Origin of the sequence: Pseudomonas syringae (assembly GCF_001698815.1) — a bacterium.
In the GTDB taxonomy this organism is placed as follows: domain Bacteria; phylum Pseudomonadota; class Gammaproteobacteria; order Pseudomonadales; family Pseudomonadaceae; genus Aquipseudomonas; species Aquipseudomonas syringae_A.
The window spans coordinates 114,480-127,510 of record NZ_LGSI01000037.1; the positions used below are offsets into that span (position 1 = coordinate 114,480).

Here is a 13,031-nt window from a genome sequence, read left to right on the forward strand (position 1 = left end):
ACGAGGATTGCCAATTTGTAGGAGCGAGGCTTGCCCGCGAACCGGATTTTCAGTCGACTTTATCTATCGCCTGAAACGAAGCCTTCGCGGGCGCGCCTCGCTCCCATGAACGATCAGGCTATCCCCGAACCATCAAGGCAGCGGGTCGAACTTCAGCGCGCTCAGGCTTTGTACCTTGTCCTCACGGACCATCTTGTATTCGGTATTGGGGCCAATCCAGCGTTCCCAGATGGCGTCGATCTCGCCAGCATCGTCCATTGCCTTGAGGGATTCATTGACCTTGGCCAGGAACGCCGGTTCGTCTTTGCGCATACCGGCACCAATGGGTTCCAGGGCCATTGGCTCTTTGACGATAGCCAGCTCAAGACCCGATGCCTTGGCCTGATTGACCAGTTTGATCGCGGTCATGGTGTTGGTCACCAGCCCGACAACCTTGTTCTGTTGCAGTGCCATGTAGGCAGAACCGGTGTCCTGGAAGGTTACCGGAGTTGCGCCAGCGATACGGATCGACTGTTCGGAAGTTGAGCCCTTGGTAGAGCTGATGCGTTTGTCCTTGAAGAAAGCCTTGTCCTTGTCGGCGTTGGCGGCGTGGACCACCAGGGTTTCCTTGGCAATGTAGTACGGGTCGCTGAACTGGATCTGGTCGGCGCGGGTTTTGGTGTACGCCAGATTGGCGAAGAGCACATCGACGCGGCCCATTTTTACTTCCGGAATCCTGGCTTCCACCGACATTGGCTTGAGCTCCAGCTTGACCCCCAGCTTCTTGGCCAGCGCAGTACACAGATCGACGTCCATGCCCACCAGCTCGCGGGTTTTCGGGTCCGGCGCGGAGAACGGCGGAACATCGGCATACACGCCGCAGCTCAACGACTGCCTGGTCATGATGTCGCTCAGCTGATCGGCGTGGGCGAGGGTGGCTGCCAGGGGACTGAGTGCTACGACGGCGAACAAATGCTTGATACGCATGGGAATGCTCCAGAAAAAGTAAGTTTGGGTAAGACCGGATCCAACGGCAGTTAGAAAATCAATGCGCACGCAAGTCCGCGATAAAACGCTGGGCGCGCGGGTGTTGGGGCTGACTGAAAAAGCTCTCTGGGTCGCTTTTTTCCAGAATCTGTCCGGCATCCATGAACCAGATGGTGTCGGCGACTTCACGGGCGAAGTTCATTTCATGGGTCACGCACATCATGGTCATGCCGTCTTTGGCCAGACCTTTCATGACACTCAGGACTTCACCGACCATTTCCGGGTCCAGGGCACTGGTGGGTTCGTCGAACAGCATCACCGGCGGCTCCATGGCCAAGGCCCGGGCAATGGCCACGCGTTGCTGCTGGCCGCCGGATAATTGCGCGGGGTAGGCGCCAGCCTTGTGCGCCAGGCCGACGCGCTCCAGCAGTTCCATGGCCCGTTGTTTGGCGGCCGAACCCTTCAGTCCCAAGGTCTTGGTGGGTGACAGGATGATGTTGTCCAGCACCGACAGGTGCGGAAACAGGTTAAAGCTCTGGAATACAAAACCGACCCGGCTACGCAGCCGGTTCACATTGGCGTCGGTGCCATTTACATCCTGGCCGTCGAACAGAATCTGGCCTTCCTGGATGTCTTCCAGGCGATTGACCGTGCGGATCAGCGTCGACTTGCCGGAGCCTGAAGGGCCGCACAGCACCACCACTTCACCGGTATTCACCTGGGCCGTGAGATTGGTCAAGGCCTGGTACTCGCCGTACCACTTGTTGACGTTGGAAAACATGATCATTGGACGCATGAGTCAGCCCTGTTCAATTAATAGGGGGCAGCAAAGGGCTGTCGACGGCGGCAGCGGTTACGGTACCCAGACGCTTGCGGGCAATGCGCCGCTCCAGCCAGTCGGCCAGATGGGTCAGGGCGAAACACAGCAGGTAATAAATGACCGCAAGGATGAAGAACACCTGAAACGGCTTGGTCAGCAGTTGGTTGTTGACCTGATTGGCGGCGAACGTCACTTCCTGAACGTTGATCACATAGCCCAGAGACGTTTCCTTGATGATGGATATGAACTGGCTCAGCAGGCTGGGCAAGGCGTTGTAAAGCGCCTGGGGCAGGATGACCCAGGTGGTGGTGCGCAGGTAGCTCATGCCCAAGGCGCGGGATGCTTCGTATTGGCCGCTCGGCAATGCCTGGATGCTGCCGCGAATGATTTCGCACAGATACGCGCTCTGGTAGATCACCAGGGTGCAGAGCATGGTGGTGAACCCGGTGATGTTGTGGCCGATGAGCAAGGGGACCAGAAAGTAGGTCCAGAAGATCACCATGAGCAGCGGAATTCCACGCAGCACATACACCCAGACCGTCGCGCAATAGCGCAGCGCTTTCCACGGCGAGATTCTAGCGACAGCCAGCAGCAGGCCGAACGGAAAGGCCAGCAACAAGGCCAGTACCGCCAGAATCAGCGTACTTGCCAGCCCACCCAATGGACCGTGAGGGTATTGGCCGATCAGGAACAGTGTCCAGTTTTCCTGGAGGATCTTGAAGATATCGAACATGCTCGCTTACCTCGCCAGGGCTTTGTTGAACCGCTTGGCCAGCAGGGCGCCGAGCCCCATCAGCAGCAGCGAAATGGCCAGGTACACCACTGAGGCAACCAGAAAGGATTCGAAGGTTCGGAAGGTGTAGTTCTCGACTTCTCGCGTTGCATATGTCAGCTCCATCACTCCGATAGCCATGGCCAGACTGGTGTTCTTGAACAAGAGCACGGTGTGGTTGATCAACGACGGCAGAGAGTTGCGCACGCCCTGGGGCAGGATCACGTAGCGCATTGAACGCACATAGCCCATGCCCAGCGCTCGCGAAGCCTCGGTTTGACCGACCGGAATGGCCCGCAGGCCACTGCGGATGTCTTCACTGAAATAGGCCGCCTGACACAGGCCCAGGGCGATGATCGAGAACAGGTATTCAGTGTTGTAATTGGCCAGCCAGATCTGCGTCGAGGTGGACAGCAGTGTTGGGATACCGAAATACCACAGCATCAGTTGCACCAGTGTCGGCACGTTGCGGTGGTAGGAAACATAGGCCGCAACGATGCGGTTCGCGTATTTGTTGCCGGTCAGGCGCACGGTCACCAGAACGAGCGCCAGTGCCATGGCCAGGCACCAGGCGAGCAGCGCCAGTTGCAAGGTCATTTCGATGCCCTTGACGATCAGTTCGGCGTATTCACCTTGCAGGATCGGGGCTAAATCGAAGTCATGCTTCATGGTCAATCCCTATCAGCATTGGGTAGGGGCAGAAAAAGTGCCAGACATTGGCCTGGCCAAGGAGCGCATCGACGGATGAGTCCGTTCTGTTCGCAGTGCAACGGCGCAGCGCTGGCAGGTTCAGCCGTGGTAATCCTGCGGGCGGACGGTCGACAGGCCACCGGGGACTTGCAGGGTCGGAGTGATTTCCATATGACCGATGTTGACGGCGACCGGAGCGGCAATGGCGAAGGCGATGGCATTGGCGATGTCCGCGGCCACCGGCAACTCGAAGCCCTCGACGAAGCGCTTGTAGGTTTCTTCGGAATCGCCGTGGACATGGGCGAAGATGTCAGTGGCAACGCGGCCAGGGCAGATTTCAGTAACCCGTACGCGTTTGCCGAAGGCATCGATACGCAGTTGGCGGGAAAGCATGCTCACGGCGGCCTTGGTGGCGTGATAGGTCGAGTTACCGCCAAAGTTATAGGCCGCAGCAATGGAGCTGATATTGATGATGTGGCCACTGTCGCGTTCGACCATGCCTGGCAATGCCAGACGCGCCAGATGCAGCACGGCGCGCAGGTTGACATCGATCAGAAAATCGATGCCCTCGGCATCTGCCGCAAGGATCGAGCCCGGACGATCCACCCCGGCGTTGTTGACTAGAATATCGAAGCTGTATTGACCGAACAGGGCGGTCAGTGCGGGCAGATCGGTAACGTCGATAGCGTGGGCAATACAGCCGGTGCGTGCGGCCAGATCAGCAAGTTTGTCGGCGCTGCGGGCAATGGCATGAACTTCGATACCTTCCTGACAAAGACGCTCGACCACGGCTGCGCCGATGCCGGAAGAAGCGCCAGTGACCAGTGCGGTTTTGTAATCGGAAAATGGCATTGCGGTTACCCCTGAATCCATTGGTTCACACGCCTGGCATGTGAGCGATCAATACGGTTGTGTTTAGCTAATGTACCGACTCTATCCAGCGTAAACCCTGGCGACCAAGACGGAATGGCTGTGTGGCTATAAGGGTCTCTTATGACGTTGACCCAGAGCGGCCGGCTCAGGCCATCAGCTGTGAGACCGGCACGATTTGCCCCCCCGCAGTTTCGATTTCGCGATGCACGGTGCGAGCCAGTTCAACCGCGCCTGGTGTGTCGCCGTGGAGCAATATTGAACAGGCGTTGACCTTGATCACCTTGCCGCTGATGCTCGTCACAGTGCTGTCTTCAAGTAACTGACGGACCCGCTGCAATACGGTCGTTGGGTCCTTTATCACCGAGTTGGCGATTTTGCGTGGCACCAGCAGGCAATCGTCGCCGTAAGCGCGGTCGGCCAGAAACGTGGTAGCGACCCGCAAATTGCACAGGGCGGCAGCGCTTTCGATGGCCCTGCTGCTTGAGGAGCTGATGATAATTGCCGGGTCAAAGGCGGCCACGGTCCGAATCAGCGGCGTTGCCAGCTCGATATCAGCGGCGGCCATGTTGCCCAGGGCGCCATGAAAGCTCATGTGCGTCATGCGATGCCCGGCGACTTTGGCAATAGCCGCCAAAGCCCCCAACTGGTAAGTCACATACGTGCATAGCTCGGCGATGTCGATATTCATCTGACGTCGGCCGAAACCCTGCAGGTCGGGGAAACCCACATGGGCGCCCAGATCGATGCCTTTGGCTTTGGCCATGCGTGCAGTGTTATTCATGATCAATGGGTCGCCGGCATGAAAGCCGCACGCGACGTTGGCCGAGGAAATGATCTCCATCAACGCCTCATCCTCGCCCATGCGCCAGGCACCGAAACCTTCACCCAGGTCCGCATTCAGATCGATCTTCATGGCAGCATTACTCCGGCTTCAACAGGACAAAGACTGATCAGCGTCTGGCCGTAACCCACGGCGGTGCCGCTGGGTACGAGCAGGCGGCAGACCTTTCCGGCGTGCTGGCTGCGTACCGCAAGCAGCAGCGAGCCGATTGCCAGGAGTGCCACCAATTGTCCCACCACCACGTCGCTGCCCATGGGCGCGAGCACTATGTTGTCGTCGGGGTGTGCATCCAGAAACCGTCCCAACGAAGTTGCCTTGATGTCGAGCAGGCTTGAGACAGGCCCGGCTTCCGGGTTTGCCGGATCGGGAGCTGCCGAAGAGGGGGCGTGGGCAATGCCTAGCTTGAGGGTCAGCTTGAATCCCGGTTTCTCGATTTCTGCGCCGCAGAGGCCTGCCTGTTGCAGGTCCGCCGCCAGCTGGCGAATTTCTTCAATATTCATTGTCAGTATCCTCAACGCCGGGCCAGGCCATGCAGGGCCACAAGACGCCGTGTTTCGGCGAGATAGCGCAGGTTGTGTTCAAGGGCGTCCAGCGCCTGGTCATAACTGCATTCGATAAAGCGCACCCGGCTGCCAATGGCGGCCTGACCCAGGCGCCACAGGTCGGCCTCGATCACTGTGCCGAATTTCGGGTAGCCGCCGCTGGGTTGAGCATCACGCATCTGGATAATGGGCTGGCCGCCATGGGGCACCTGAATGACGCCCGGCACGATGCCGTGGGAGCGAACCTCCATGGCGCGCTCAGGCAGGATCGGCGTGCCGGCGAGGCGATAGCCGTAGCGATTGCTCTGGGCGGTGATTTTCCAGTCCCCGGCCCAGAACGACGCTCGGGAGTCGGCGGTAAAACCCAGATACTCGGCGGCGGGCAACACACGAATGGCGGGGATGTCATGCACGGCCAGAGGCAGCGCCCGAGCGGCACCCAGCACGCCGAAATCCGTCGGCCCGGCGAGTAATCCCGGCTTGCAGGCGCCCAGTTGATCACCTTGCTGCAAGGCGCGGCCCTGGAAACCGCCAAACTCACCGCGCAACTGGGTGCTGCGTGAGCCGAGTACCAGCGGCACGTCGATCCCGCCTGCCAGGCACAGATAGGCTCGGCAGCCCGAAGCAGGGCGGTCGATGGTCAGGATCTGGCCTTTGTGACCTTGCATGACCCAGTTCGGCGGGAATGCGCTGCCGTCCAGATTCGATGCGCAGGCTGCGCCAGTCACCGCAAAGGCACAGTCCGCCAGCAGGCGTACCTGGAAGGGAAATACCGGAATCTCGATAGCCGCTGCAGCATCGTCATTGCCCAGCATTATATTGCCGGTCACAACGGCCAGCGCGTCCATTGCACCTGAAGTGCCCACCCCATAACCCAGGCTGCCGATTCGGCCCAGATCCTGAACGGTGGCCAGGGCCGTGGCGGATAGAATCTCGATCATCGAATGATCCTCTCGATGCGAAAGCGCAGCAGATCACCCGGCTGCAGGAGCGCCGGAGGGGATTGTTCCGGGTCGAAGAAGACCATTTCGGTACGGCCGATGGTGTTCCAGCCGCTGGGACCGGCGGACGCCGAAACCCCGGTCTGCACGCCACCGATAGACACTGAACCGGCGCCTATGCTGATCACCGGAACCTGGCGCCTCGGTGTCGCGATACGCGCATTCATGCCTCCCAGATAGCAGTAACCCGGATGGCTACCCAAGGCGTACACCGGATAAAGCGGCTCGCTGTGCAGGTGAGCAATAGTCTCGATATCCAGCCCGGTGTGGGCAATCACGTCATTCATGTGTGGCCCGTGTTCGCCGCCGTAAGTCACCGGCAACTCGATGATGCGGCCCTCCAGTGGCAAGGGTTCGCAGGCTTCCCAGGTTTCCAGCAGGCGTCGGGTCAGTGCGCCGAGCTCCCTCGGCGCACGGGTGAACGTCAACATCAGGTTATTCATGCCCGGCACAGATTCGCGAATTTCCGGCCATTGCACGGTCACTCGGGCCATCGCCCAGAGGCGCTGTTGCGGGGCCAGGTCCAGGCTGCCTGGCGCCTCAAAAAGCAGGGCCGTGGTGCCCAACAGACTGATGGTCGGACTCGGGTCCGCAGGGGAGATGCTCATTGGGTGCTCCGTTGCTGCAGCCAGTGCTCCAGATGGTGAATGTCAACGCCACCGTGGCAAAAATCCGGGTCTTGCAGAATCTCGCGGTGCAAGGCGATGTTGGTGGAAATACCCTCCACGTAGAGTTCACTCAACGCCAGGCGCATACGTGCCATGGCTTCTTCACGAGTGGCGCCGTGGCTGATGACCTTGGCGATCATTGAGTCGTAATAAGGCGGCACCCGGTAGCCGGTAGTGACATGGGAATCGACCCGCACACCAAAGCCGCCCGGCACTTCCCAGCGGGTGATCTGGCCCGGAGTCGGCATGAAGGTCAGCGAGTCCTCGGCATTGATCCGGCATTCCAGGGAATGGCCGTTGGCAACGATGTCGCTCTGGCGCAACTCAAGACGTTCGCCTCGGGCCATGCGCAGTTGCTGTTGAACAATGTCGATGCCGGTCGTCATTTCGGTCACGGGGTGCTCTACCTGCAGGCGGGTGTTCATTTCAATGAAGAAGAACTGACCGTCTTCAAAGAGAAACTCGAAGGTGCCGACGCCCCGGTAGGCGATCTGCTGGCAAGCCTTGACGCACCGCTCTCCGACATGGGCGATCAGTTGCGGATCAATGCCGGGCGCGGGCGCTTCTTCCAGCACTTTCTGATGGCGGCGCTGCAACGAGCAGTCGCGACTGCCCAGCCACACGGCGTTGCCGAACGCGTCGCACAGGACCTGAATTTCAACGTGTCGCGGGTGACCAAGGAATTTCTCGATATAGAGCTCCGGGTTGCCGAACGCCAGGCGGGCCTCTTCACGGGTCAGGGCGATCGCGTCCAACAGGTCTGCTTCGCGCTGGACCACGCGCATACCGCGCCCGCCGCCACCGCCCGCCGCCTTGACGATTACCGGGTAACCGATTTCCTGCGCCACCGCCAGGATGGCTTGGGGATCGCTGGACATGCTGGAATCAGGGCCGGGAACGCAAGGTACACCGGCTTCGCGCATGGCACGTTTGGCAGCGACTTTGTCGCCCATGGTGCGAATACAGGCAGCGCTGGGGCCAATGAATGTCAGGCCGGCATGCTCGATACGTTCGGCAAAGCCAGCACTTTCGGAAAGAAAACCGTAACCGGGATGGATTGCCTGGGCGCCGCTGATTTCTGCAGCGAAGAGCAGCGCGGCTTGGTTCAAATAGCTTTGAGTGGGGGCGGCAGGTCCAATGCAAATCGCCTCATCGGCTTGTAATACGTATTGTGCGTGACGATCGGCTTCGGAATAAACCACCACGGTTTTCAAGCCCAGGCCACGGCAGGCGCGCTGGATACGCAAGGCAATTTCGCCACGGTTGGCGATCAGCACTTTTTCGAACATTTGGATGCACCTAAAGAGTTCGGGTCGTGATCAACCGAGACGGAACAAGGGTTGGCCTGCTTCGACCTCAGTGCCCCCGGTGGCCAGAATCGCTTCCACGACACCTGAATGCGGGGCCTTGAGCGGATGGAACATTTTCATCGCTTCGATAATTGCCAGTGTCTGACCGGCCTCTACGTTGTCGCCGACTGTGACAAAGGGCGCTTCGCCCGCCGCAGGAGTCAGATGCAGGACGCCATAGAGGCTGGCTTTGACCGCATTGTCAGCGGTTGCGGGCACGACCGGTTTGGCGGGCGGCGTTGGTGTGTTCGTTGCCAGACCTGGCTGCGCATTGGCGGGCAGCGATGGCGCTCGCGCCACAGCAGTAGTGCCCTCTTTGAACAGACGTATCGTGCTGTCGCCTTCTGTCAGGCTCAGTTCGATCAGGTCGGACTCAGCCAGCAAATCGATCAGTGCCTTGATGCGTTCTTGGTCCATACCCTTGCTTCACCTTTGCAGCGTGTCGTATTGAATGGAGTTCAATCTAACGAGGGCTGTCCGGGACCGCCAAGACGGTTTGGCTTTGGGGTGATAAGGCTCGCTTATGACGCGGAAACGGTCTGGTTGCGCATCTCTGCGACCAGCTCCAGAAGGATTGCCTTGACCGCCTGGGCCGGGACCGACAGCGGCAAATGACCGGACAGGCACAGGGCCAGCGGCGCTTGGATGCCAGGTTCGACAATATGCAGCATGCGCGCACCGGTGGCGGCCATCAGCACTCTGGCAGCTGATTCGGGGAGGATGGTTGAACCGAAGCGCTCAGCAACGGCTGCGGTAAGGGTCGCAGATGATTCCACCTCGGCCACCACATTGGCGCTCAGACCGATGCTGACGAAAGCTTCGTCCACCAGCTTGCGCATGATGTTGTAAGGGCGCGGCAGGAGCATTGCCATGGGCGCCAGCTCGGCAAGGGATATTTCATCCCGCTCGCTCAGGTGAGCTTCGGCGCTGACCAGATACAGGTTTTCCCTCAGCAGCGGCACAAAACTCAGGCCATGGACTTCACGCCCGCCGTACAGAACCGCCATGTCCATGCGCCCGTTCATGATCAGTTCGCTGAGGGTGGTGCCAAAGTTCTCGTTGAGGTAAAGCAGGATCCCCGGGTAGCGCTCGCGAACCCGCCGCAATAGCGGCAGCGACAAGGTCGACGCTGCGGTGCCCGGTGCAAGGCCCACCGATACTTGACCGGACAGGGCATGGCCGGTGTCGTTGACGTCGCTGATGGCCTGTTCGCACTGACGCAATATGTGTTGGGCATGGCCATAGAGAACCTTGCCCGCTTCGGTGGGCGTCACGCCGCGCTTGGTACGAATCAACAATTGCTGATGCAGTTCGGCTTCCAGAGTCGCCAACTGTTGGCTAAGGGCCGGTTGGGCAATATGCAAGACATCGGCGGCCTGAGTCAGGCTGCCGATATCGACGATTTTTACGAAGTACTTCAGGCGGCGAAGATTCAAAAGACAGGACTCATGGATGAAATGGCATCCAGACGGGTTTAGCAAAAGGCAGGCCATGAAGCGCTACAGGTTTGAACGCTCAGCTATTGAGCTATAAGCCTTTGCTATGACCAGAGGTGCCGCTGCGGATTTTGCTTTGAGGAGGCGCAGTAAATCCTGATGTGTTCCATTTTGGTGCGCCGGTGTTCGGTAGGCTGTCATAAGGACTTCCTATTAGCCCAGAACGAAACTGTCTTATCTGCTTGAGGATAGCGACTCGTAACGTAGTGCCTCGAATGTCACCTCCGAGGATTACGACCTTGAACGCCTCCCGCATCGCCGCCCGCGTGCAACGCATCAAACCTTCGCCGAGCAGTGCCGCCGCCGACCGTGCCATTGAACTGCGGCGCCAGGGCAAGTCGATCATCAATCTGGTAGTAGGTGAGCCCGATTTTGATACGCCGCAGCACATCCGTCAGGCCGCCTGTGCCGCTATCGAGCGCGGCGAAACTCGCTATACCTCGAACGCCGGCACGCTGGAGCTGCGTCAGGCTATCGTGGCCAAGCTGGCGCGGGAAAATGATCTGGAGTACTCGGCTGCTCAGGTCGTGGTGACCTGCGGGGCGAAGAGCGCGATTTTCAATGCATTCGCCTCAACTTTGGGCGCAGGTGATGAGGTGCTGATCCCCGCGCCTTACTGGGTTTCATACCCGGACATGGTGCTGGCTTGCGAAGGCGAGCCGGTGACCATCCCCTGCCCGGAAGAGAACGGCTTCAAGCTGACCGCAGAACAGCTGCGCGGCGCGATTACCGAGCGGACCCGCTGGTTGCTGCTCAATTCACCGAGCAATCCGACCGGCGCCAGTTACAGCGTGGATGAACTGAGGCTGTTGGCTGACGTGTTGCTGGAGTTTCCCCATGTCCTGGTCATGACCGACGACATCTACGAGCATATTCGCTTTGAAGGTGCCGATAACGGCCACATTCTTGGTGTCGAGCCTGCTCTCCGCGACCGCGTGTTGGTCATCAATGGCGTTTCCAAGACCTATGCCATGACCGGCTGGCGTATTGGCTACGCTGCAGGCCCGGCGGACTTGATCAATGCCATGGCGACGTTGCAGTCGCAATCGACCAGCAATGCGAGCTCAGTGGGCCAGGCCGCAGCGCTTGCTGCCTTGAGCGGCGATCAATCGTTTGTCAAAGAAAGCGTCGTGATCTACCAGCAGCGCCGCGACCGTTGCCTGGACCTGATCAACGGCATTGAAGGACTGAGCTGTCTGAAACCCGATGGCGCGTTTTATCTGTATGTGAACTGCGGTGCATTGATTGGCAAACGTACGCCGGCCGGGCACATCCTTGCGACCGACACGGATGTCGTGATGTATCTGCTGGAAAGTCAGGGCGTGGCCGTGGTCGCGGGTACGGCCTACGGCCTGGCGCCGTTCTTCCGCATGTCGATTGCTACCGCTCTGGAAACCCTTGAACAGGGTTGCAGCCGAATCGCCACCGCTGTTGCGGCCTTGGGCTGAGGCGTTGGTCATGACGACTCAGGCGAGTGCGTTGAGCTTCAGGCAGGCGTTGCTGGCAATGCTCGGCATCTCGCTGGTGCTGATGCTGTCGGCTCTTGACCAAACGGTGATTGGCAATGCCTTGCCAAGCATCGTGGCCGAACTGCAAGGGTTTGAGCTCTATGCCTGGGTCGCCACGGGTTATCTGTTGACTTCAATCGTGACCATTCCGGTATTCGGTCGGCTGGGTGATTACTACGGTCGCAAGCCGTTTGTGGTGGCCGCAACCATCGTGTTCACTTTGGCGTCACTGGTGTGTGCCCTGGCCAATGACATGTGGGTACTGGTCGTCGGCCGCGCATTGCAAGGTGTCGGTGGCGGAATGCTTATCGGCACCGCGTTCGCCTGCATTCCCGAGTTGTTTCCGGACACCCGGCAACGGCTGCGCTGGCAGATGATGCTCAGTGCTTTGTTCAGCGTGGTCAATGCTATCGGTCCTGGCCTGGGGGGATACCTCACTGGAGCCTATGGCTGGCGTTCAGTGTTCTACCTGAATCTGCCGCTGGGTTGCCTGGCGCTGTTTTTCGCCTGGCGTTACCTGCCTCATTACCGGCCGGTGCAGGTGACCGGCATCCGCCTCGACTGGCCAGGCGCACTGTTGATCGCCGTGGCGTTGGGCAGCCTGCAATTGGGCGCGGAGTGGATGGGCCATTCGAGCACAGTGCTCAGCGCGGCGCTGGGCTTGATTTGCGTCACAGCGGTATTGGCGTTATGGCACTGGGAGCGTCGTTGCGACTCGGCGCTTTTGCCGCCGGCGATGTTCGCCATGTCCAGCCTGCGCATCCTGTTTGTGCTGTCGATGCTGGCCGGGGCGATCATGTTCACGCTGTTGTTTTACCTGCCGCTGCTGTTGCAGGGCAGTTATGGGTATTCGCCGCAAGACGCCGGTTTGTTGATCACCCCTCTGGCGCTGAGCATCACCTTGGGCGCTATTGTCAACAGCCGCATCGTGACCCGACTGAGCAACCCGAACCTGTTGCCACTGGCAGGTTTTCTGGCGCTGCTGCTGGCTTGTGCCGGTCTGGCCATCGCAGGTCGTGGCGCGTCGTTTCACACCTTGTTGCTGCTGATTTTGCTGGCGGGTGTGGGTTTGGGTTTCATCCTGCTCAACCTGACGGTATTTACCCAGACCTTGGCCGAACGGCAGTTTCTGGGTATTGCCACGGCGCTGACCCAATCGCTGCGGCTGGTGGGTGGGTTGCTGGGCACTGCGGCGATGGGGGTTTTGGTCAATCTGTTGTACGTCTCCCAGCTGAGTCAGGCCTTTTTGGCACAAGGGCATGAACGTGCGATTGCTCGTTACATCGATCCACAGATTTTGCTGACATCGACGGTTGTCGATACAGCCGAAACTCATTCGTTGCTGGAGCTGGCCCGTGGAGCGTTGGCTAATTCAGTGGGCGTAGGCCTGTTGATGTGCGCCGGCCTCGGCGTTATTGCACTGTTGGTTTTATATCGCTTACCTCCGGTAAGACTGGTCACTCTCCCGACACTCGTTGCTCCCCAAAATAATAAGACTTAACTGC

At 59.4% G+C, this 13,031-nt stretch carries 14 protein-coding genes; 2 read left to right on the top strand and 12 right to left on the bottom strand.

Translation table 11 applies throughout. The annotated features are described in order from the left end of the window. Positions 1–132: 132 nt before the first annotated feature. The 12 genes from AFK24_RS10370 to nac all read right to left on the bottom strand — a co-directional run bounded on the left by AFK24_RS10370 (position 133) and on the right by nac (position 9,958). Entirely contained in the window at positions 133–966 is an 834-nt protein-coding gene (locus tag AFK24_RS10370; protein ID WP_065833145.1) for an ABC transporter substrate-binding protein, read from the bottom strand. A 58-nt stretch (positions 967–1,024) separates the two neighbouring features. Then, complete coding sequence (locus AFK24_RS10375) at positions 1,025–1,753, bottom strand: amino acid ABC transporter ATP-binding protein (protein ID WP_170826316.1); 729 nt, start codon at positions 1,751–1,753, stop codon at positions 1,025–1,027. 22 nt (positions 1,754–1,775) lie between these two features. After that, positions 1,776–2,519: an amino acid ABC transporter permease gene (locus tag AFK24_RS10380; protein WP_065833147.1), complete on the bottom strand. Its 744-nt coding sequence runs from the start codon at positions 2,517–2,519 to the stop codon at positions 1,776–1,778. A gap of 6 nt (positions 2,520–2,525) precedes the next feature. Next, on the bottom strand, positions 2,526–3,227 hold the full coding sequence (locus AFK24_RS10385) for an amino acid ABC transporter permease (protein ID WP_065833148.1): 702 nt from the start codon (positions 3,225–3,227) through the stop codon (positions 2,526–2,528). 120 nt (positions 3,228–3,347) lie between these two features. After that, on the bottom strand, positions 3,348–4,100 hold the full coding sequence (locus tag AFK24_RS10390) for an SDR family oxidoreductase (protein WP_065833149.1): 753 nt from the start codon (positions 4,098–4,100) through the stop codon (positions 3,348–3,350). A 166-nt stretch (positions 4,101–4,266) separates the two neighbouring features. Continuing rightward, the gene (locus AFK24_RS10395; protein WP_065833150.1) at positions 4,267–5,034 is read right to left on the bottom strand and encodes a LamB/YcsF family protein; all 768 of its coding nucleotides are present in this window, start codon (positions 5,032–5,034) and stop codon (positions 4,267–4,269) included. Next, positions 5,031–5,462, bottom strand: a complete 432-nt coding sequence (locus AFK24_RS10400) for a hypothetical protein (protein ID WP_065833151.1) — start codon at positions 5,460–5,462, stop codon at positions 5,031–5,033. The genes AFK24_RS10395 and AFK24_RS10400 overlap by 4 nt, the downstream gene beginning before the upstream one ends. Positions 5,463–5,473: 11 nt before the next feature. Continuing rightward, positions 5,474–6,445: a biotin-dependent carboxyltransferase family protein gene (locus AFK24_RS10405; protein ID WP_065833152.1), complete on the bottom strand. Its 972-nt coding sequence runs from the start codon at positions 6,443–6,445 to the stop codon at positions 5,474–5,476. Then, positions 6,442–7,113 carry a 5-oxoprolinase subunit PxpB gene (gene pxpB / locus AFK24_RS10410; protein WP_065833153.1) on the bottom strand — a complete coding sequence of 224 codons (672 nt, stop codon included), beginning with the start codon at positions 7,111–7,113 and terminating at the stop codon, positions 6,442–6,444. The genes AFK24_RS10405 and pxpB overlap by 4 nt, the downstream gene beginning before the upstream one ends. Continuing rightward, positions 7,110–8,462 (bottom strand): acetyl-CoA carboxylase biotin carboxylase subunit, encoded by a 1,353-nt coding sequence (accC, locus tag AFK24_RS10415; protein ID WP_065833154.1) that lies wholly within the window; start codon positions 8,460–8,462, stop codon positions 7,110–7,112. The genes pxpB and accC overlap by 4 nt, the downstream gene beginning before the upstream one ends. A gap of 30 nt (positions 8,463–8,492) precedes the next feature. Further along, a complete protein-coding gene (locus AFK24_RS10420) occupies positions 8,493–8,939 on the bottom strand; it encodes an acetyl-CoA carboxylase biotin carboxyl carrier protein (RefSeq protein WP_065833155.1) in 447 nt (148 codons plus the stop codon). Between the two features lie 104 nt (positions 8,940–9,043). Then, positions 9,044–9,958, bottom strand: a complete 915-nt coding sequence (gene nac / locus AFK24_RS10425; protein WP_065833156.1) for a nitrogen assimilation transcriptional regulator NAC — start codon at positions 9,956–9,958, stop codon at positions 9,044–9,046. Positions 9,959–10,257: 299 nt separating this feature from the next. On the opposite strand from nac, the gene AFK24_RS10430 reads away from it, so the two are divergent. Next, a complete protein-coding gene (locus AFK24_RS10430; protein WP_065833157.1) occupies positions 10,258–11,466 on the top strand; it encodes an aspartate transaminase in 1,209 nt (402 codons plus the stop codon). Positions 11,467–11,476: 10 nt separating this feature from the next. Continuing rightward, on the top strand, positions 11,477–13,027 hold the full coding sequence (locus AFK24_RS10435; protein WP_065833158.1) for an MFS transporter: 1,551 nt from the start codon (positions 11,477–11,479) through the stop codon (positions 13,025–13,027). The last annotated feature ends 4 nt before the right edge of the window (positions 13,028–13,031 follow it).

What these genes read in the sequence shown, in the direction of transcription:
- AFK24_RS10380 (WP_065833147.1), bottom strand. Translation starts at nt 2,519, where the DNA reads ATGTTCGATATCTTCAAGATCCTCCAGGAAAACTGGACACTGTTCCTG.
- accC (WP_065833154.1), bottom strand. Translation starts at nt 8,462, where the DNA reads ATGTTCGAAAAAGTGCTGATCGCCAACCGTGGCGAAATTGCCTTGCGT.
- AFK24_RS10400 (WP_065833151.1), bottom strand. Translation starts at nt 5,462, where the DNA reads ATGAATATTGAAGAAATTCGCCAGCTGGCGGCGGACCTGCAACAGGCA.
- AFK24_RS10370 (WP_065833145.1), bottom strand. Translation starts at nt 966, where the DNA reads ATGCGTATCAAGCATTTGTTCGCCGTCGTAGCACTCAGTCCCCTGGCA.
- AFK24_RS10420 (WP_065833155.1), bottom strand. Translation starts at nt 8,939, where the DNA reads ATGGACCAAGAACGCATCAAGGCACTGATCGATTTGCTGGCTGAGTCC.
- AFK24_RS10405 (WP_065833152.1), bottom strand. Translation starts at nt 6,445, where the DNA reads ATGATCGAGATTCTATCCGCCACGGCCCTGGCCACCGTTCAGGATCTG.
- AFK24_RS10385 (WP_065833148.1), bottom strand. Translation starts at nt 3,227, where the DNA reads ATGAAGCATGACTTCGATTTAGCCCCGATCCTGCAAGGTGAATACGCC.
- AFK24_RS10375 (WP_170826316.1), bottom strand. Translation starts at nt 1,753, where the DNA reads ATGATCATGTTTTCCAACGTCAACAAGTGGTACGGCGAGTACCAGGCC.
- AFK24_RS10395 (WP_065833150.1), bottom strand. Translation starts at nt 5,034, where the DNA reads ATGAAGATCGATCTGAATGCGGACCTGGGTGAAGGTTTCGGTGCCTGG.
- pxpB (WP_065833153.1), bottom strand. Translation starts at nt 7,113, where the DNA reads ATGAGCATCTCCCCTGCGGACCCGAGTCCGACCATCAGTCTGTTGGGC.
- AFK24_RS10390 (WP_065833149.1), bottom strand. Translation starts at nt 4,100, where the DNA reads ATGCCATTTTCCGATTACAAAACCGCACTGGTCACTGGCGCTTCTTCC.
- AFK24_RS10435 (WP_065833158.1), top strand. Translation starts at nt 11,477, where the DNA reads ATGACGACTCAGGCGAGTGCGTTGAGCTTCAGGCAGGCGTTGCTGGCA.